Annotated in this window: 14 protein-coding genes and 6 tRNA genes; 15 read left to right on the top strand and 5 right to left on the bottom strand. The window is 42.2% G+C overall.

Translation table 11 applies throughout. The annotated features are described in order from the left end of the window. Window positions 1-5 precede the first annotated feature (5 nt). The 4 genes from Q9312_RS17590 to Q9312_RS17605 all read left to right on the top strand — a co-directional run bounded on the left by Q9312_RS17590 (window position 6) and on the right by Q9312_RS17605 (window position 9066). Window positions 6-4289 carry an EAL domain-containing protein gene (locus tag Q9312_RS17590; protein ID WP_309202168.1) on the top strand — a complete coding sequence of 1428 codons (4284 nt, stop codon included), beginning with the start codon at window positions 6-8 and terminating at the stop codon, window positions 4287-4289. A 235-nt stretch (window positions 4290-4524) separates the two neighbouring features. Continuing rightward, window positions 4525-5799, top strand: coding sequence for a T6SS phospholipase effector Tle1-like catalytic domain-containing protein (locus tag Q9312_RS17595; protein WP_309202169.1), 1275 nt, complete (start codon window positions 4525-4527; stop codon window positions 5797-5799). Between the two features lie 292 nt (window positions 5800-6091). Then, complete coding sequence (locus Q9312_RS17600) at window positions 6092-7678, top strand: RICIN domain-containing protein (RefSeq protein ID WP_309202170.1); 1587 nt, start codon at window positions 6092-6094, stop codon at window positions 7676-7678. A gap of 197 nt (window positions 7679-7875) precedes the next feature. Beyond that, window positions 7876-9066 (top strand): DUF4124 domain-containing protein, encoded by a 1191-nt coding sequence (locus tag Q9312_RS17605; protein WP_309202171.1) that lies wholly within the window; start codon window positions 7876-7878, stop codon window positions 9064-9066. 188 nt (window positions 9067-9254) lie between these two features. Here Q9312_RS17605 and Q9312_RS17610 read toward each other — a convergent pair whose 3' ends face one another. Continuing rightward, complete coding sequence (locus Q9312_RS17610; protein ID WP_309202172.1) at window positions 9255-10841, bottom strand: leucyl aminopeptidase; 1587 nt, start codon at window positions 10839-10841, stop codon at window positions 9255-9257. Window positions 10842-11069: 228 nt separating this feature from the next. Between Q9312_RS17610 and Q9312_RS17615 the strand changes: the two genes are divergently transcribed. After that, complete coding sequence (locus Q9312_RS17615; protein WP_309202173.1) at window positions 11070-11519, top strand: hypothetical protein; 450 nt, start codon at window positions 11070-11072, stop codon at window positions 11517-11519. Between the two features lie 44 nt (window positions 11520-11563). Here the strand turns inward: Q9312_RS17615 and Q9312_RS17620 are convergent, their stop codons facing one another. The 3 genes from Q9312_RS17620 to Q9312_RS17630 form a co-directional block, all read right to left on the bottom strand. After that, window positions 11564-11872 (bottom strand): hypothetical protein, encoded by a 309-nt coding sequence (locus Q9312_RS17620; RefSeq protein ID WP_309202174.1) that lies wholly within the window; start codon window positions 11870-11872, stop codon window positions 11564-11566. A gap of 132 nt (window positions 11873-12004) precedes the next feature. After that, window positions 12005-13366 carry an alpha/beta fold hydrolase gene (locus Q9312_RS17625; protein ID WP_309202175.1) on the bottom strand — a complete coding sequence of 454 codons (1362 nt, stop codon included), beginning with the start codon at window positions 13364-13366 and terminating at the stop codon, window positions 12005-12007. Window positions 13367-13388: 22 nt separating this feature from the next. Next, complete coding sequence (locus Q9312_RS17630) at window positions 13389-14729, bottom strand: DUF885 family protein (RefSeq protein ID WP_309202176.1); 1341 nt, start codon at window positions 14727-14729, stop codon at window positions 13389-13391. Between the two features lie 814 nt (window positions 14730-15543). Here Q9312_RS17630 and Q9312_RS17635 point away from each other — a divergent pair. Both Q9312_RS17635 and Q9312_RS17640 read left to right on the top strand, forming a co-directional pair. Then, window positions 15544-15795, top strand: coding sequence for a hypothetical protein (locus tag Q9312_RS17635; protein ID WP_309202177.1), 252 nt, complete (start codon window positions 15544-15546; stop codon window positions 15793-15795). A gap of 128 nt (window positions 15796-15923) precedes the next feature. Next, a tRNA-His gene (locus tag Q9312_RS17640) sits at window positions 15924-16000 on the top strand. On the opposite strand, the gene Q9312_RS17645 is transcribed toward Q9312_RS17640, so the two are convergent. Then, on the bottom strand, window positions 15979-16185 hold the full coding sequence (locus Q9312_RS17645; protein ID WP_309202178.1) for a hypothetical protein: 207 nt from the start codon (window positions 16183-16185) through the stop codon (window positions 15979-15981). The genes Q9312_RS17640 and Q9312_RS17645 overlap by 22 nt on opposite strands. A gap of 157 nt (window positions 16186-16342) precedes the next feature. Here Q9312_RS17645 and Q9312_RS17650 point away from each other — a divergent pair. From Q9312_RS17650 to Q9312_RS17685, 8 genes are all read left to right on the top strand, one after another. After that, window positions 16343-16419: transfer RNA gene (locus tag Q9312_RS17650), tRNA-Leu, on the top strand. 32 nt (window positions 16420-16451) lie between these two features. Beyond that, window positions 16452-16526, top strand: a tRNA-Asn gene (locus Q9312_RS17655). A gap of 99 nt (window positions 16527-16625) precedes the next feature. After that, a tRNA-Ile gene (locus tag Q9312_RS17660) sits at window positions 16626-16699 on the top strand. Between the two features lie 152 nt (window positions 16700-16851). Continuing rightward, window positions 16852-16928 (top strand) — tRNA-Lys (locus tag Q9312_RS17665). A gap of 37 nt (window positions 16929-16965) precedes the next feature. Then, window positions 16966-17277: a cyclic-phosphate processing receiver domain-containing protein gene (locus tag Q9312_RS17670; RefSeq protein WP_309202179.1), complete on the top strand. Its 312-nt coding sequence runs from the start codon at window positions 16966-16968 to the stop codon at window positions 17275-17277. A gap of 186 nt (window positions 17278-17463) precedes the next feature. Next, a tRNA-Cys gene (locus Q9312_RS17675) sits at window positions 17464-17538 on the top strand. 53 nt (window positions 17539-17591) lie between these two features. Then, entirely contained in the window at window positions 17592-18152 is a 561-nt protein-coding gene (locus tag Q9312_RS17680; RefSeq protein ID WP_309202180.1) for an HNH endonuclease, read from the top strand. Window positions 18153-18470: 318 nt separating this feature from the next. Beyond that, the gene (locus Q9312_RS17685; RefSeq protein ID WP_309202181.1) at window positions 18471-18863 is read left to right on the top strand and encodes a hypothetical protein; all 393 of its coding nucleotides are present in this window, start codon (window positions 18471-18473) and stop codon (window positions 18861-18863) included. Window positions 18864-19169 lie beyond the last annotated feature (306 nt).

Genomic DNA, 19169 nt, shown 5'->3' on the forward strand with positions numbered 1-19169 from the left:
AACCTTTGTTTTTTAAGTCGTTGACTCAAGAACAAGGGTTAAGCCAGTCTTCAATCATTGATATTCATCAGTCAAGCGATGGCTACCTTTGGCTGGCGACTCAAGATGGTTTAAACCGCTTTGATGGCTACGACGTAACAACCTTCAAACACGATCCTGAAAATCCACATTCGATATCGGATAATTTTATTTGGTCCATTACGGAAGATCGCGAAGGTTACTTGTGGATAGGAACCGCAAAAGGCGGGTTGAATCGTTTTGATCCTAAAACAGAAATCTTTACTCGTTTTCAAAACAACCCGGAAGATTCCTCGAGCCTTTCGAGTAATCAAGTTTTAGATGTCTTTATCGATAGCCAAGAGCGAATTTGGGTTGGCACTGCGAATGGTGGCTTAAATCGATATTTGCCAGCCACCAATCAGTTTCTTCGCTATGGTAATTTCTCGGCACAAACGACGCCACTTAATTCCAATACCATTAAAGTTATACGAGAAGCATCGAATGGAAAACTTTGGCTTGGTTATAGCCACGCGCCTTTCTTAAGATTTCCAGGGGCTGGGTTTAGTTTGTTTGATCCCGACACTTCAATTAATTTGCCGTACGCCAAACCTCAAGGGCTTTCAGACAATAATGTCACCGACTTATATGTTACGGATAAATTTATTTGGATCTCGAGTTACGGTGGTGGACTTGATCGTTTAGATTTGCAGACCAATCAAATAGAAAAAATGTCGTTGCCAACGACCGATCAGTCGCCGCGAATTATGAATATTGAAATCGATGATCAAAATCATCTTTGGATGGCTTTAATGGGGGGCGGTCTGATTGAACTATCGCCTACCTCTCTTGCTTCATTTTTACATCGTTCAGATGAATCAGAAAGCCTAACGCTTAATGATAATAGTGCAAGCTATGTGTATTTTAATAATGATATTTTGTGGGTCGGAACTTGGCAAGAAGGGCTCAATTTTTCTAATACGCAAGGTCGTCAATTTAAAAAGCTTCTCAGTGGTTTTCATCAACCCAATAGCTTATCCGATCCTAATGTAACCTTTATCACGCAAGCACCTAAAAGTGGAGACATCTGGTTAACCAACTCGATCTCGTTAATGCAATACGACTCCCAGTTCAATTTTATTCGCCGATATGAGACGAGTGAATTATTACCAGACTCGACCGCGCGAACCATTCGGTTTGTATTTGTCGATTCGAATGACAATGTATGGTTCAACTGTGAGCAGCTAGGTTTGTTTCGATTAGAAGGTGCTCATTCTAAGTCGATTGCTTCGAAAGCGGTTCAATCAGACACGACGCTACAAAAGCGACGCGATGAGAACAAGACTAATTACCGAGCGATTCCGATGCAACCCTTGATTCAAGAGACACGAGTCGTTGCTATGGCTGAGTTATCGGAAAACTTATATGTCGTCGGCACTCGAAACAACGGACTGGTATTATTAGACACACAACAACAAAAGTCGATGCCAGTCTTGATGGCAGAGCAGGGAGATGCTGCGCTAGCAAGAACCATGAGCATTGATGAAAAGCCGGCGGTTACTAAAAACGGTCTGGTCTACGACACTATGATGAAAGGTTGGTGGGTAGCGACCATGGATCAAGGCCTGCAATATCTGAGTAACGAGGGCATTCTTTATCCCTTAACAGAAATAAATGAACAATTGCAGGAAGTCACCATAACCAGTGTTAAACCCATTCAAAATAATCAGCTATGGATAGGAACACAAGGCAGTGGTGTCTACCGACTCAACTGGCACCAAAGGCGTCTTATCGATGAAGTCCCCACTTGGACGATGTTATCCGAGAAGCAAGGCCTCGCGACGAATGCGATTGGTGCTATTGAAGAAAGCAACTCGCAAGTGTGGGTGACGACGACACAAGGACTAAGTCTTTATAACCTAAAAGATCAATCGTTTTTAAACTTTGATGTCAGTGATGGAGTAATACCGGGATTCAGCATTGGTGTGAATCTAAAAACAAAAGACGGTGTAATCGCGTTCGGCGGATTTACCGGTGCAAATTACTTTGAGCCTGCAGCGTTTAAGGTGGCAAACTCAGAAAATTCTTTAATCATTAATCAGCTTCTACTGGGCAGCAACGTTGCTCCAATTTCACTTGATAAAACTTTAACGCCGTTGCAAGATAGTTTAGTGCAGTATTCCGGTCAGTTAAATTTTCATTATTCGCTAAGCCATTTCACACTCGGCTTTAGTAGTTTAGATTATATTAATCCCAAAGCGGTGAAGTACGCTTATCGTTTGGTTGGGTTTGATACTCAATGGCTGTATACCGATGCATCTCGACGATTCGCAACCTATACCAACCTTGATCCTGGTAACTATACTTTTGAGTTGAAAAGAACCGACCACTTTGGTCGCTGGCAAGATCACATTTTACGTCTCCCAATCGAAGTCAATCCTGCGCCTTGGGAAACTTGGTGGGCGTATTGTTTGTACGTACTTAGTGTTTTTATTATCGGTTATTTATTCTTATTGCAACGGCTTCGAGAAGTCCGAGCGATCAAAGAGCGCAACGAGCAGCTGTCTGTTACCTCTAAACTTTTTGAAAATACTTCTCAGGGTGTCGTTTTGTTTGATCGCTATCGTAAAGTCGCCTTAGTCAACCAAGGATTTACTGTAATGACGGGCTTAGATGCCATGGATATTATTGGTCGGAGTTGGCAGTTGCCTTTGGTGCATGAGCAAAGAGCAGAAACCATCGATGACATACTCTCTCAAGTGGCTGATGGAAAAAAATGGCAGGGTGAGCTTTGGGCTGAGCGTAAGGTAGGTGAAATCTTCCCGGTTGAAATGGTTGTTGACAGTATTCAGCGTCACAGTGAAAAGCCTTCTGAGTTGAAATATTCGCGTCAATTTCAATACGTTGCTCTCATTTCTGACATTACTCAAAGAAAAAGTCACGAACAAAAATTAAAAGAACTGGCTTATTATGATGAGCTGACATTATTACCTAATCGGAGTAATTTTGAACGACAGGTTGAAGCGGAAATTGAACAGTCGTCTTTAAATCAGTTAGCGCCTTTTGCCGTGATGTTTGTCGACTTAGACAATTTTAAAGGCATTAATGATTCTCTTGGGCATAATATTGGTGATCAATTTCTACAAAAATTATCGCGGCGCTTGAGGCTGAGTATTGAGCATCGAATTACCATTGCTCGTTTAGGCGGCGATGAATTTCTGATTTTGGTTCCTCATCAAGTCGTCGCTGACTACCAAGATGAACAGCAAGTTGATTCAGAGACGGTTGCCGCTCGTATCGCACAAACTTTGTATGAAATTACCTTACAACCGGTTGACATTGATGAGTACAAACTGCGGGGTTCTTGCAGTATCGGTATTGCCGTATATCCACAACATGGCACTACATTTGAGCGATTGCTTCGAAATGCTGACACAGCGATGTACGAAGCGAAGAAAAATAAGTCGATTAACATTCTTTGTTATAACAATCGAATGAATGTACTGGCCAGGCGGCAATTTGAAATTGCTGAAGAAATGCGTGGCGACATTAAAGCCGCCAAGTTTTTGCCTTTCTACCAACTAAAAGTGGATGCGCTCAATGGAGCCATCAATGGATTAGAAGTTCTTGCGCGCTGGCATAATGAAAAGTTAGGGTGGGTCAGTCCGGCACAGTTTATCCCCATTGCCGAAGAGCGAGGATTAATTAATGCACTGTCAGAGCAGGTGATAGAAACCGCTTGCGTGGAAGTTCTCCCATTGTTGCAACAAAAACTACTGCAGGGACGAATGGCCATTAACTTATCACCGGTGCAGTTCCAACAAGTTGATTTGGTTGAATGGCTACTAGGTATATTTGAACGCGCCGATTTCCCTTTAGATGCAGTAGAAATTGAAGTAACTGAAAGCGTTGCGATGCATGATAGAAATAAAGCGCTGGAGCAACTTAATGCCATTCGCGATCTCGGCATGACTATGTCATTAGACGATTTTGGTACAGGTTACTCTTCTCTGAGCTATCTACATCAATTTCCTCTGAATACCGTCAAAATCGACAGGGCGTTTGTTAGCGAAGTATTAACCAATACAGATAATCAGAAAATTATTTCAGCAATCATTCAAATGTCACACTCATTAGGAATGACGGTTATTGCTGAAGGTGTTGAGAGCAAAGAGCAAGTCGCCTTTTTGAGCGCTGAGAAGTGTGATCTGATTCAGGGCTACTATTTTCATAAGCCCTGTGACATTCATGAGTTAACGACGTTCTTAACATCAAAACCAAAATTGCAATAACCTGTTGCATTGATACCGTGGCTCTCTCTGATATTTTCAGTACAAACGAAAATAAAAAAATACGGCTTTAGAACCGATAGATACTACCAATATACTCGTCTAAATAAATTGAGATAATTAGCTCGAAAGTGCGACGTGAATTTGAGTCTGTTCACTTTATCAACTATATCTGGTGAATCGTTTAATGAATTGAATGTCGCATATGATGTGGTGTTCAAGGCGAAGGAGTGTTGCTATGAGAAAACGGTTGATCATTTGCTGTGATGGTACTTGGAATGAGCCGGATAGAAATCCGACGAATGTGGTGAAGCTCGTCAGAGCCATTCGACCGATAGACAGTGAAGGCATTCATCAAGTGGTTTTTTATGACCAGGGTGTTGGAACGCAAGGCTTTGCTGATAAATATTTAGGTGGCGGTCTGGGCAAAGGTGTTCGAAAAAATATACTCGATGGCTATCGTTTCTTAGTTCACAACTTTAACCCTGGTGATGAAATTTATTGTTTTGGTTTTAGTCGCGGTGCTTATACGGCAAGAGCGCTTGCGGGTATGTTAAACGCCGTTGGTTTGATTGAGAAAGATGAATTAGCGCAATTAACCGATGTCTATAAGTATTATCGAACACCTCCGGAAAAACGCTCTGCAGAAAAATACCATGGCAATTACCGACCCGATGTCACCATGGTTGGGGTTTGGGATACTGTCGGTGCACTTGGCGCGCCTACTCCGATGCTAGGTCGCTTTACTAAACGATTTATTAGCTTTTTTGATACTACACTGAGCCCTTATGTTAAGCATGCATATCATGCGTTAGCGATGGATGAACAACGAGGACCCTTTCGTCCTGACTTATGGACGGGACAAATTAATCCTGATCAAAACGTTGAGCAAGTTTGGTTTGCCGGTGTTCATTCCGACGTAGGCGGAGGATATCGAGAGCGAGGACTCTCTGATATCACTTTGCAATGGATGATCGTCAAAGCTGAGGCGCTGGGGCTTGAGTTTGATGCCAATATGTTGAGCAGTGAGCACTTTCTAAAGCCCGATATTATGCAGCCAGTGCACGACTCATACAGTATGGGGTATCGAGCGTTATCCTATTTGGGCGTTGATAAACACATTCGCTCCTTGCGAGGAAGCAGTGCCATGCCACCGATTAACGTGAGCATTCATTCGAGTGTTGAAGCTAAACGTTCACAAGACGATTCTTATCACCCCGAAAATTATAGGTCATTGGTCAACGATGAAATAGCAACGGTTACCAGTTTGGCTGAACAACGAGAGCGCGTTCGTCAAAAAGCGAAAGTTAAAGCTGCAAGAATCGAAATGAATGGTCAAACAACCTCGTGCGATCTCATCAATTTCAGCGCCATGGGCGGAGCAATGATTAAGACTGACAAAACGCTCGAGGTTGATACGCCGGTGATGTTGAGTAGCGACTATTTTGCCAAAACGTCTGGCCATGTCGTTTGGAGTGACGCCAATACTGCGGGTATTCGATTTGCTAGTTGAGTTTTTTTGAGTGTTAGTAGAAGGGTATTTGGCCTCTCGCGTTAAATATCCTTCGTTTCTTTTTTTATTTTTATCCTTTCCCTATGTGTGACCCCCTTCAAAATTCTTAAATGTTCGGTGAGAACTGTTTCTCATTCTCAATAACTGGTCAGATATGTCGGTGGACTTCTACTAAGAATGAGGGCAGATTGCGGCCAAAGCAGCGGAGTTTGCTGTTAATTCGATAAGGGCGTGAAGAGTCAATCGCTCAGAATTATCAAACGCATAAGTATTTTAGATACAAGGACAAGACATGGATAAGCCACTCGCATCTTCGTTAAGAAGCTCATTGATTTTTTTATTTTCACTATCTTTTCCAATATCGATAACGGCGGAACAATGCACTGATGCTCCCGTTAATGGGCAGCTTTATTCCATTGCTAACAAAAGCTCAGGGGCAGTATTAGATGTAGCCGCATACTCAAAAGAACCCGAAGCAAATATATTAAGCTGGCGCTATCAGCAAAGTGAAAACCAACATTTTTATCTGCATCAACTCGATAATGGCTATTGGACTATCCAGTCGCAATTAAGTGGAATGAACCTAGATGTTTTTCAGTTTTCACAATCTTCCGGCGCCAATATTATTCAATGGCATCCAAGCAATACGGTTAACCAACAATGGTCACTGCAACCCAAAGGTGATGGTTCATTTGCGATTGTTGCTAGACACAGTGGTAAAGTGATCACCGTCGCGGGGAGTAACAATGGCGCGAATATTTACCAAAATAATGACATGGGAAATGTCTCTCAGCGTTGGCATTTTAATCCCGTTGACTCGGCTTGTGGTGCGCAGCAGGTCGTGTCAGGTTTTGCCTCAATGCCAGGTGGCGATGGATTAGCAACAACGACAGGTGGTGGCTCAGCAGCGTCTGTGAAAATAGAGTCTTGCGATCAATTGGCTAACCTAGCTGACAGTGATCAGCCGCGAGTTTTACTGTTACCGAATCGCGCGTTGGACTGCCGAACCTCGGCTCGAGCACAACCCGTTTGTGAAATTTCTTGTCCAAGTTATCAAGATCCTGGTAAATCTATTTTTCGAATTCCCGTTGGCAATCAGCGATGTACCGATTTAGGTTCACATACCGATGCAACGATTACGAAATCTCGTAATGAAAGGAAAGTTCGAGTTGGTTCGAATACAACAATAGTGGGACTGGGTAAAGACTCGCGTGTTCGCGGTGTCAATTTTGACTTAAGTGGTTCGCAAAACATTATTCTACGTAACTTTCAAATCGATGACGTTAATCCTGAGTTGGTCGAAGCTGGAGATGGTGTGACCTTGAACAACAGTACTCACATTGTTTTAGACCATCTACGCTTTCGACTAATCAGTGATGGGCATGTCGATATTCATGATAGCCAGAATGTCACCTTAAGCTGGAATCGATTTGATGGCTACAACGCTGCGGTGTGTGGTAATCAACATCACTACACCAACTTGGCCTATAATTCGCAAGTCACGTTTCACCATAATTTTTGGAACCATACGTCAGGGCGCAACCCCAAATTAGTTGGCCCAGCAACGCGAGCGCATTTGTTTAACAATTTATGGAAAAACATTCCTTATTTTGCGGTCAGTGTGTCGCAAGGCGCGCAAGCGAAACTCGAAGCCAACTATTTTGAGAATGCATCCAAACCGCATTGGAACGAAGGCGATGGATTCATCGATGGCGGTAATGACAGTAATGAGTATCGCGGAAGTTCTAGTCGCAGTGCGTATCGACACACTGGAAATGATTGGGTGCTCAATGACATAGCGTGGTATGTTTTCTCACCTGAGCCAGCCATTGACATCCCTCCTGTATTGGACCAAAAAACAGGACCTCAAGCCAACTAACATCTGGCTGTTACCGTTTCTCCCTTCGTGCCTCTCAAGAGTCTGGATGATCTTGAGAGGTAACGATCAATATTAAAGTCGTTAATTGAATAAATTAAGCGCTTGTAGTGAGCAATTAAACTTGAGAGGATGGTACTTCTTTCGATTTTCCCAAAACTTGAATCGAAAATAAGTCATCAACTAAGTTCGGGTGTCACGTGCGTTTTATATTTTTAATGGTTTGTGTATTTACTTGCGGTTTGCTTCTATCTGCGACGAAACTGTATAAGTGGGTGGATGAAAAGGGGCAAGTACATTACTCGGATAAGCCACACGCCGCTGGGCAAGTCGAGGAGCAGACGCTTAACTCGTCGAACGTACCACAAGTGAGTATTCCAACGCCGCTACCTATTAACTTACCGGATCCTCGTCGGGTCATTTTCGTTGCTAATCAACCTTTATTTTCACAAAGTTTAGTTGCGCGCCAACAGGTGGGTGAGTATCGCTTCGGACAAGACTGTGTTTCGCCAACGGCATTAAATTTATCGAGATTTGGAGCGTCGAGCCCACATCATCGGATGTTTCCCTCCGCTACACGTTTATCAGCCGTGGCTGCATCGCAATTTATTCAGAAAAAGTTAAAAGCAACCTATCAAGAAGCTGCGCAGATTAAGAAAAATAGAGAGCTGTTAGACAGCACGGTTATTTTTGAAATTGCTGAAGCAACGATTGTCGCATGTAATCCTAAAGTCCGTAGAGATCGCCGTAAAGGTCTCGCGGCCGAGACCGATCCTGAGCAGTATAGGTGGTATCAATTTACTCAAGCACAAGCTTACTTGAAAGTTAATTGGTGGGTGCAAGACCCTAAAGGCAGTTTGTTATTTAAAGGGCAAACCGAAGCGTCGACGAGTAGGTGGAGCAAAAACACGAATGTTGATAAAACGGTTCTTAAAGTATTTGAACAAGCAACACAAAATTTATTAAGTGATTCGAACTTTGTTGCTTGGTTATCTTCAGGTCAGAAAGAAGAAAGCCTTTGGTCGAAAATTACCGGGAGCCACTCAGAAAGTCAGCAGGAAAGTATGTATTTAACGCGTGCAAAAATTGCGCAAGCATTAAGTTATATGACGCAGGGAAAGGTAATGGTCGCGGAATATTATATGATGGAAGGGGAGTGGCCAGATCAACGTCTTTTTGCTCAAGGCTTTGATGATGCAACGCTCTTGACAGAGCACAATATAGAGACGTTGAATTTATTAAATGATGGTTCGATACAAGCGTATTTAAACTTTTCTCGACCAGACTATATAACGCTGACGCCAACCGCTAAAGGCAGTATGATTCTTTGGAAATGTTACACCAGTTTAGACAGCCGATTCGTTGAAACTCTTAACTGTGAACAAGAATAATTAAAATAGAGGTATTGCTGCAACGGTTTTCATTTTGTCACTGCGATTATCAAAGTAAATGTTGAGCATTGTGAGTGTTTAACCTAGCAAGTTTACGACATAATTAGTGCATGAGATAGGGATTGCATGAGATAGAGAGTGCTCATCAAGCCTTTAAACCTTTAAAAGCCTGATGAGCGAGGATGCGTTTACTTGTTGCTGTTTTCTAAATGGGCTTTTTCGAAATGCGCTTTGATGTAACCATTTAACAATCGGATGCCAAATGAAGTCGATCCCGGAGAAGCTTTGACCGGAGTCGCTTTATCATTCCATGCTACGCCGGCAATGTCTAAATGCACCCATGGCGTTTGTTCTCTTACGAAACTTCCAACAAAAGCGGCTCCAGCGCTAGCGCCTGGCGCTGTAGGTCCCGAATTCATAATGTCAGCAACATCATTTTTGATGGCTTTAAAGTGGTTATCATTCAGTGGCAATTGCCAAACCTGTTCGCCCGTTGATACACCCATGGTTAAAAACTGGCTGGCAAGCTCTTGGTGTCGAGTAAACAAGGCTGCGTAATCTTTACCTAGCGCTCTTGAAGCAGAGCCCGTTAAGGTCGCCAAGTCAACAAGTAGAGCAGGGTTATAGGTTACGTCACCGTAATAGATACCATCGGCTAGAACGAGTCGACCTTCTGCGTCCGTCGAACGAATTTGAATCGTTTTTCCTGACATAGACGTCACAACATCACCCGGGCGTTGTGCATTAGCTCCTGGCATATTCTCGGCAAGTGCGGCAATGCCCACGACATTAACTTTAGCCTTTCGACCGGCTAAGGCATGGACGGTACCAATGGCACTCGCCGCACCTGACATATCAAATTTCATATTCCACATGTTAGGAGGATTCTTTAAACTAATGCCGCCAGTATCAAACGTAATACCTTTTCCAACTAAAACAATAGGGGCTTCACCTTTCTTGCCTCCTTGGTATTCGACAATCATCATTCGAGGAGGGCGTTGACTGCCTTGCCCAACACCGTAAATGGCTCCCATGTTTTTATCTAACATGTCATCCTCGTCGAAGACTCGAATGTTAATGTTTTTCATGCCTTTGAAATGAGTCTTCCATCGTTGAACAAAACTTTCTGGATAAATAATATTCGCTGGTTCGTTAGAAATATTTCGCGTATACCAAATTGCATTCGCAACAGGATCGATTTCATTTTGATACAAAGCGCGAGTTGCATTGGCGTCGGAGACGATAAACTCTATCGACTTGACGGTTTTTAAGTCGTCGGATTTTGTTTTATATTTGTCAAAGTAGTAGCTTCCCAGTTTTGCTCCGTATGCAAGTTGAGCGGCTTTCTCTGGTGCTAACGATACGATAAACGGCGGAATGGTTTTGAACTCTGCAAGGGCTTTTTGTGCTGCATTGCCCCCAATCTCTTGCCATTCTACGTCAGTATTTTCAGAGACATCTCCGAGCCCAATGAGTAATATCGTCTGATAGCCGCTGCCTTTCGGTGCCGTTACCACTCGGGTGGTTTTGGCTTCGCCGGTAAATTCGGTGGTCGTAATTAAATACTCCAGGCCGCCTTGTGTTTTACGATTAAGCTCGCTCGCAAATGCGCCTAATTCACCGCCTTTCGCTATGCCGAGAAGTATATTTTGCTGTGCAGGTAGCTGACTGCTGAAGTTGATGGTTGTCGGAGTCTCAACCTTGGCTTTTGCCAAGAGTGGCGAAGTAGCCACCACAACGATGATGGTGATCAGTAGATTAACCCAATATTTCATTCTTGGTACCTTCTTGTAACTGATTGTTATAATTAGAAATTTTTTAAAAAGTGGAGGAGCGGGACCTCTGACTTTAACCGCCGATTAGTATAGTACGGTGGGGCAGCAATGAAAGCGAAAACTAAATTGCAACGAAGTTTTAAATAGTGCACATTTATGCACGTTTAGCTTTCAGTAAACTTATTCGGCAGAATTTTTCACTCAATGATTACATTTAATAAGGTGTTTATGAAGTATTACGAAGACAAAACCGTTTCACTGCCAAGAATTACTCAAGTACAAGGCTATTTCTTAGCCATTCCTTCATTTATTATGGCGACTATCTGGGTGCTATCTAACGATCCTTTGCTGATTGTATTGCTCGTGTTAGTGGGTTACTCATTGCTCGCCGTAACCATATATTTTTGGTGGGCAAGGAGACCAGCAGCGATTATCGAAGATAATACACTTAAGATTTACGATCCTTGGTCAAGTCCATATTCTCTCGATCTTTCTCAAGTAAAAGAATGGCAACTAAAAAATCATACTGAGGACAGTGATCTTCTTGAAGTTTTATTAACATCGGGTGCGAGAGCGCACATTGTTATTCATGATGAAGTCGAACATCGTCAAGATGATCGGTTGATCAATTTTATTCAAGAAAATTGCTCACAAATTCCACTGAATGACCATCGGTGAGAGTAATTTTATTCTTAGTTGTCGAGCTATTGCTTTAATGACGGTTAGTTGGATGTATCAATAATTTTTATCATTCGACTTATTATCAGTCGATAGCCGAGATAACGCCAAGCGATAGCGAAGAAAACAACGGAGAAGGTTAGCAACAGCCAATGTACTTGAAGATAAGCTAAGGTCATTGATAGCGCGTAAAAGAAGATTAATGCTGAAATATTAAAAATAATCGACTTAGCTTTTTCGAAGTGAATGAACTGATGGCACTCTAAACATAATACTTTGGTGATTAATCGTGTTGTTAGGATTGTTTTCAAGCTCACCGGGTGTTCACAGTGAGGGCAAACTAATGCATTCATTGGTCTTCTCATGTTGCTTGATCATTTGAAAGAGTGGTCACACAGTCATTGGTATGGTTAATGATTAGCATGGTTAATGAGGTGATTGTCTAAAACTTAGTGTCGGCTTCAGGCAATCACCCCATCGAAAATTTACTTCAAGTCTTTTAGCCAGTTAAGCACAACTTTTAAAGTTGCGTCAGTATAGTGCTCTCCAGGATTCGCAACATTATTCTGCCCATTTGCCATAGCATCCATTAATGCAGCTCTTGATGGATAGGTCATTAGTGCATGTTCTGTTTTTGGTATGATGACGCTTTTAGCCAATTTTTTGTTCTTCTTATTTACGCTATTGACTAGATCTTTTGTCCACTGATCATTAATGGCTTGTATATCGTATTCACCATGTATGGCGAGTGTCGGCGTGTTTAGACTTTCCCAAACAGATTTAAAATCGTATTGGTTTTGATCGCGGAAAAACGAATAGTGACGATGAAATATCTGATCGCCATTGATCGGAATCAGGTTCGATGCAAGAGCGTCTTTCAACTTAGGATCTTGCTGAATATCTTTAAGATCACGCTGACTGTTTAGCCAAGCGTCTATGAGTGGCTGAATAAGTTTTCGATTGTTTGCGGCTTCTTGCTTGTCCGTTCCAAACAATAAAGCCTGCTCTGAATAAATATCTAACAGGTAGTCATACCATGGTTTGACCACAGTACCGTAAACCATAATGCTTTTCACCGGAGCTTTTTGCGCAACTAATGGGGCATACAAGCCGCCAAGAGAATGTCCAAAGATGTGAATTTGCTCCGCATCGACATAAGGTAGCTTTTTTAACTCAGCCAGTGCCGCATGGAATCCAGATAATTCGGTCGTAAAGTCTATTTCGGAGCATTGCTTATCGCCAAGACTGTCCCCAACACCGAATTTTTCGACACGATAGACAACATAACCAGCTTTAGTTATGTCGGCAAATAACTGGCGAATAGTGAGTTGCGGAAGGCTGCCCCAGTCGACAGAACTGCAAGTGTAGCCTTGGATATAAAAAACGGCCGGACGTTTCTCGTTATTTTTTAATCCCTTTGGTTGATAGATATAGCTTCGTAGCCGATTATTGCCAACATCAACAACGTCAGCGATTACATTAAAATCTTCACTGGTTTCTTGGGGTCTTGCTTGTAGTTTTCCCACTAATGCAAGGGATTCTTCGCCACGAGTAATCACGACATTAATTTCAGAACCTGCTCTCAAGGGATTCATTGCTGAAATCAAATCGCTAAAGCTGGTAATTTTTTGGCCATTGAGCTTAGTTAATCGATCGCCTACCTTCAAACCTAATGCAGAGGCGGTCGAATTCGGAGCGACTTGAGTTATCTCCATGCCTTGGTCATTAACTTGTTGTGAACCTAATAGGCCAAGCATGCCACGTGGCGGCAGCTTATCGGCGACTAAGGAAGCTGTCAGTGTGACTGCGCATAACAAAATTAAGTAAGGTAATAGTGACTTCTTCATAAACATTCCATTTTAGTTGAGGTTAACGGTGCAACTGACTCTCTTGGTTTTGGATCGATTTGCTTGGCGCTTGCATGTCTTTTGTGGCTGTGAAAAATTCGCTGTATCGCTCGAGTGCACTAAGCGGTAGGTGCGATATTGACAGTAGGTTGCGATGAAATTCGGTGAGTTGGAAGTGACTGTCTTGTTGCTGTTGTTTGAGCAATTGCTCAATCTTATATTGCCCATACACGTAGGTATTGACTTGCATCGGCCAGCGTTTTATTCGCGCAAGTTCTCGTTCCATGATGTCGGCTCCTTCAGGAAAGTTTTTTAACCAATGGCTACGAACTTGTTCGTCATTCCATCCGAGAGCGTGCATACCTACGTCAACTTGAACACGCATGGCTCTTAATGCTTGCCATTTTAAGGCGTAATAAAGACTGGCTTTGTCTTGAAATAGGCCTAAATCCGCTCCATAGCGCTCGATGTACGCGGCCCAACCTTCGACCATTGCCATCGAAATAGTCGATGCATCTCTATTGCCACAAAGCGCATACTTTTGCGACCATTGGCTTTGTAAGTGATGTCCCGGTAGGCCTTCATGCAAATATAGAAAATCCATTTGTGCCAAATTATAGTGTTCTGACGTCGCGTTAAAATAGAAGGTGTTTTGCTCTGAGTCATAGTACGCAGGCGCAAGAAAGTCAGGACCTAAAGACGACTTTGCAATATTTAAGGATTGCAGGTCTTTTGTTTCTACAAAGAGTTTTTCGATGAGTTTTTCAACACGTTGGTGTCTTTGTTGGTAACCCTGTAGTAGAGCCTCTTCTTGCCCAACTTTAATAGAAGAATAGGTCACCGGCTCGACTGAAACATCACGGAGTAAAGTGATGGAGCGATTGAACGTTTGCTCTCCAATGTTATACAAAGCTTGAGGAGCAATATCTTCTCCTAACCATAATAAGGTTAACAATCGATACCATTTCAGTGAGTCAGGTAAGTTAGCAACAGAGCCTTGGTAAGTGATGGGGTGGTTGGCTAAGCTGTGTGCCAATACCTGCATTTGGGTAATCGTCTGAAAGCGATCGAGCTGTACTTGGTCACAGGCTGTGAGAGCATGGTTGTTTTGAGTGACATTGTTGAGTTGTACCAAAAACTCATCCCAGCTTGATGAGTGTGTTTGCGTACGTAGACTTTGCCATTGCTTCGTCATTTGCTGAAAGTCGAGTTGCAAAGGGTACTGTTCAAGAGCGTCGAATTGTTCTTTGAGCGCGGTGAAAGGTGTCTGCTGCGACATTGCCGTTGTAGAGTGAACCTGTGAAATGAAGCTAACCAATAGCACTAGGCCAATTGTGGCGTGTAACGATAACAATCTTTTCATCGACGAGCTCCTGAGCCTTCTGCGCTGAATCTAGGTAGAGTTTAGAAAGTTGTACCGGAACGGTAGAATAACCTGATAATTTCGGCTGATCTTTACGGTATTTGTTAGAAATTCTTAACGAGCCCGGTTAATTATGGAGCAAAGCTTGGCTGCGCTGTCGATAGGTTACTCGGAATCTAATCTAGGATTCACACTTGATTGATCATAAGTCGACCGCTAGAATGCTCATCAATCTTTAAAGGAAAAATTTTACAGGAAACCGCTTTGTTACTCTTAAACTGTTATCAACCTCTAAGCATACCGTTAGTAGGCAATCGCTCTACCAGCGATTTCGTGCTCGGGTGCCTGTTGATTAAACAAGCGGAGCATACAAAGTAAGTTAACTTCCAGTTTTGGAAGTTTGCAGCTTCCGAAAGCGGATTTTATAAAACGAACAAGTTTTGAATTGATAAAAACGTCGGAAGCTGAAAAGCAACCGGCGTTTTTTTATGCCTTGAAAAAATACAGAAGGACAAGTCATTGACGAATAAATATCGAATATTGGTGTAGTTGATTGAAATTGAATGGGTCTGTTTCAAACAAATGAGGTGAATTTACCTAGGTTTTTAGGTGAAGGGTTTTGTACGTCTGCAATATGCGTAAGTTGTTGAAAAATAAATAAAATAATTAATAAAATGCATTGACGAAGCGTTTTTTTCGCGATTAAATAGCCGGACATTGATTGAGGGAAGTCATTTTTAAGTTAGCGTCCTCAAAAATGCTGTATGAATAAACTGAATTAGATGAACGTAAGCAAGAAAACTTAAGAAAGGTAATGAGAGACATGATGATGACATCGAATAGCCATAGCGGAAAAATCAGTCGCCAGAAGATTTCAGGTAATGGCACCGCTAATGATCGCCATTTTCTCATTCATTTGACTGAGCAATTGATTGCTTATGCCGATAGTTGTGAAAGTGGAATAGGTTATTTGGTGGGAGATAAACGTGATTTGGTAGGACATAAAAAAAGTGCATTGGTAAAGGAAAATCTATTTCCGATAGAGAGCAACATCAAACTAAATTAAAACGCTTCCTTGTTTGGAAGCGTAGGCTTCCGGATAAGAGAGAATCGTTTTGAGTATTCTTGAACCGCAAGCCGAAAGGTTTGCGGTTTTTTTATGCCAAAACTTTGCGAGGCTCAGTCATTATTGGAGTGACCATAGCTTAATTGGGTAAAGCTTCGAGTTGTGATCTCGAATGATGCCGGTTCAAATCCGGTTGGTCACCCCAATAATGACTGCATTGAGCGGTAGAGCAATTTTCTGCTGGCCCAATAATGACTGCATTGAGCGGTAGAGCAATTTTCTGCTGGCCCAATAATGACTGCATTGAGCGGTAGAGCAATTTTCTGCTGGCCCAATAATGACTGCATTGAGCGGTAGAGCAATTTTCTGCTGGCCCAATAATGACTGCATTGAGCGGTAGAGCAATTTTCTGCTGACACAATAATGATGTTTTTAAACGGAAGAGTTTAATAGAAGGGTGGTGATCAATTATCTCCAAGGATGGAGACCCTCACTTCTCTTTACTTTATTAGAGCAAGGTTGAGCAATACCTTGCTTTTTTATTAAAGCCCTGGTGGCGGAATTGGCATACGCGGCGGATTTAGATTCCGTTTTCTGAGAGTTCGAGTCTCTCCCAGGGTACCAAGTCTAATTTTGGTAACGCATTAAATCGATTTGGGTGCATAGCTCAAAGGTAGAGCGACGGCCTGTTAAGCCGTGGGTTGAAGGTTCAAGTCCTTCTGCGCCCGCCAACATTGAGGTTCAATAAAAAGATTGCGATGGCAAGATACTGCTGAGGTTTTGCCCTACAGACCCGTCACGGTGAAAGTCCGACTCAGCAACTTTTTTAGGGGCTGCTAGCTCAATTGATAAGAGCATCCGGCTCATAACCGGAGGGTTCCGAGTTCGAGTCTCGGGCGGCCCATTAAATTTTTAAATTTGTCTATTTTGATGATGTGTATTTTTTACTTTGGATTTACTTTGAAATTACGTTGATTGCTTTGTGAAGAAAGGATCGCAATGTTAACAAACGGATTAATCCTAAAGTGATTGATCCAAAATTAATTAATCAAGAATGGGTTGCTAGCTCAACTGGCTAGAGCATCCGGCTTTTAACCGGAAGGTTTCGAGTTCGAATCTCGGGCGACCCACCAAAACTCGTTCATGTTATTGGTCGAAAGGAGGACTATCATGAAATTATTTCTAGACGATGTACGTCCTGCACCAGCAGGTTGGAAAGGCGTTCGCTGGCCACAAGAGGCCATTAGCTTGCTGATGACTGGTTCGGTAACCGATTTAAGTCTCGATCACGACTTAGGAAATGACCAAAAAGGAACGGGTTACGACGTTATCGTGTGGTTAGAAAAAGCAGTGGTTGAATATGGTCTCATTCCACCCAGCATTCGGATCCATTCATCCAATGGGCCTGCACGTAAGCGAATGGAGCAAGGCGTTCGTTCGATACAATATTTACATCGAACACGCGGGCGAAAGCTTTATTGATCCCCGCGTATCAAATTGCAGTAGAGGTTTTTCAAGCTAACCAATAGTTTCGAAGGGTTATTGGATCGTTTGAAAGTTTAGGAAGAGATAAAACAAGGACGTTTCTTATTGCATAGATTATGCAAAAGTTTATTCGCCAAAATATTTTAACTTAATTTTTTGTAAGGTGTACTTGGAAGGTGTTCTAGGGCGGTGGCAGAGTGACCATGCGGTAGGTTGCAAATCTATAGAAGGCGGGTTTGATTCCCGCCCGACCTTCCAAAAACGATAATAATTGAACCAAATTGGGAACCGACGTTTTCAAGGAGAAGAACATGCAAACGCGAATTCTACGATTAAATAAAGCCGGACAAGCAATGGAGTGGATCGATCATGAAACTGCTGCGAGTTTGTATGCTAAACAACAAATTGTGTGGAGTTTCGGTGATGAGTCAACGATATTGCATGGAGGATACTCCCGATTGAATGGAGAACGCTCAATAATCAAACTTGCACCCGTTATCGCAACGGAAGGTCAAGTGAATCAATTTGATCAGCGAATACCGAAGCTTTGCAACAGTGCGCTGTTTCGACGTGATCAAAATTTATGTTTGTATTGTGGTCAAAAGTTTCGCTCTGCCGAGTTAACGCGAGACCATGTGATGCCACAAGCAAGAGGGGGACCGGATACTTGGACTAATTGCGTTGCTGCGTGTAAGTCGTGTAATCACTTTAAAGCATGCCGGACACCCGATGAAGCGAATATGCCATTATTAGCCATTCCTTTTAAACCCAATAAATGGGAATATTTGGCATTGGCTAATAGAAATATTCTGGCCGATCAAATGCAGTTCTTAGTGAAGGGCTTTTCAAATAATATGAGGCGGCTAAGTTAGCCGTCTCATATTATTTGGATAGGAAGGTGTTATTAAAGTATTTCACTGATTCAATTAAGAAAAATGTGACCTAATTTCCGGTCTAACAATAGAATATTCGATACTCTTAAAATGCAGCGGTAAAGCGAAGATATCGACTAAAAAATGACTCGGTCGCTACGACTTATTATGCGATGCATATAGGTATCTGAGATAGCCGTTCTGCAGTTTAAGGTGACCTTTAGTTTAATATCACCTTTAGTTTAAGATCACCTTTAAAAGTATGAAAGGGTGAATAAAGGTTGAATAAGATTATTTGGATGATCAAAAGGAAAAGTCATGCAACGCCAAACGACAAAATCACTGCTAACACTTGCCATTGGAACGTTATTCAGTACCAGCTTATGGTCAAATGAAAATGATGAAATTGGTGAGCTGCTCTATGAGTCAAGCTTGATGTATTGGCCCGTTATCGAGAAGTGCAGTAAAGAAGTCAGTCCTCGATATAAGAAGGCCTATCAAGATTGGTTGAAGAATAACAAAGCAACCATCGATGCAGCAAAAGAAGCTTTAAGAAAAACCATGGGTGAGAAAGCGACTGAGAAAGATGTTGAAGCGCTTTACAAGCCTCAGCTAGATGACCTAGAGATGGAGCTAGTAGCAACGACAAAAGAAGACTTGGTATCCATGTGTGATGCGACACTAGAGATGATGCAAGAAAATATGAACTAGTATATTTTTGAAAAAGTAGTCTCATTAAATAATTCGGTTATGAATCAAGCCTTTTATAAACGAAGCTTTTTATGAACGAAGTCTTTTATAAACGAGTATATCGATAAATATATACATAAAACTATTTATAAATTTGTACTATAGAGTAAGTGACGGTCTTACTGCTTTGCTAAGACTGCTTGACCGTCACTCACTTTTAACGAAAGCTTGTCAAACTCGTTGTTTCTTTAAACCTCTAACTTTTTGTCATAGTGGTTTAGCGATGTAAGTGTTCGGTTAGAATAAATGATCGCCTAATACTATTGA

The organism is Pleionea litopenaei, from assembly GCF_031198435.1.
Classification (GTDB): domain Bacteria; phylum Pseudomonadota; class Gammaproteobacteria; order Enterobacterales; family Kangiellaceae; genus Pleionea; species Pleionea litopenaei.

Excerpts from the sequence above, each read along its gene's own strand:
- Q9312_RS17595 (WP_309202169.1), top strand. The coding sequence starts at position 4,525 with ATGAGAAAACGGTTGATCATTTGCTGTGATGGTACTTGGAATGAGCCG.
- Q9312_RS17600 (WP_309202170.1), top strand. The coding sequence starts at position 6,092 with ATGGATAAGCCACTCGCATCTTCGTTAAGAAGCTCATTGATTTTTTTA.
- Q9312_RS17610 (WP_309202172.1), bottom strand. The coding sequence starts at position 10,841 with ATGAAATATTGGGTTAATCTACTGATCACCATCATCGTTGTGGTGGCT.
- Q9312_RS17615 (WP_309202173.1), top strand. The coding sequence starts at position 11,070 with ATGAAGTATTACGAAGACAAAACCGTTTCACTGCCAAGAATTACTCAA.
- Q9312_RS17620 (WP_309202174.1), bottom strand. The coding sequence starts at position 11,872 with ATGAATGCATTAGTTTGCCCTCACTGTGAACACCCGGTGAGCTTGAAA.
- Q9312_RS17625 (WP_309202175.1), bottom strand. The coding sequence starts at position 13,366 with ATGAAGAAGTCACTATTACCTTACTTAATTTTGTTATGCGCAGTCACA.
- Q9312_RS17630 (WP_309202176.1), bottom strand. The coding sequence starts at position 14,729 with ATGAAAAGATTGTTATCGTTACACGCCACAATTGGCCTAGTGCTATTG.
- Q9312_RS17635 (WP_309202177.1), top strand. The coding sequence starts at position 15,544 with ATGAGAGACATGATGATGACATCGAATAGCCATAGCGGAAAAATCAGT.
- Q9312_RS17645 (WP_309202178.1), bottom strand. The coding sequence starts at position 16,185 with ATGCAGTCATTATTGGGCCAGCAGAAAATTGCTCTACCGCTCAATGCA.
- Q9312_RS17670 (WP_309202179.1), top strand. The coding sequence starts at position 16,966 with ATGAAATTATTTCTAGACGATGTACGTCCTGCACCAGCAGGTTGGAAA.
- Q9312_RS17680 (WP_309202180.1), top strand. The coding sequence starts at position 17,592 with ATGCAAACGCGAATTCTACGATTAAATAAAGCCGGACAAGCAATGGAG.
- Q9312_RS17685 (WP_309202181.1), top strand. The coding sequence starts at position 18,471 with ATGCAACGCCAAACGACAAAATCACTGCTAACACTTGCCATTGGAACG.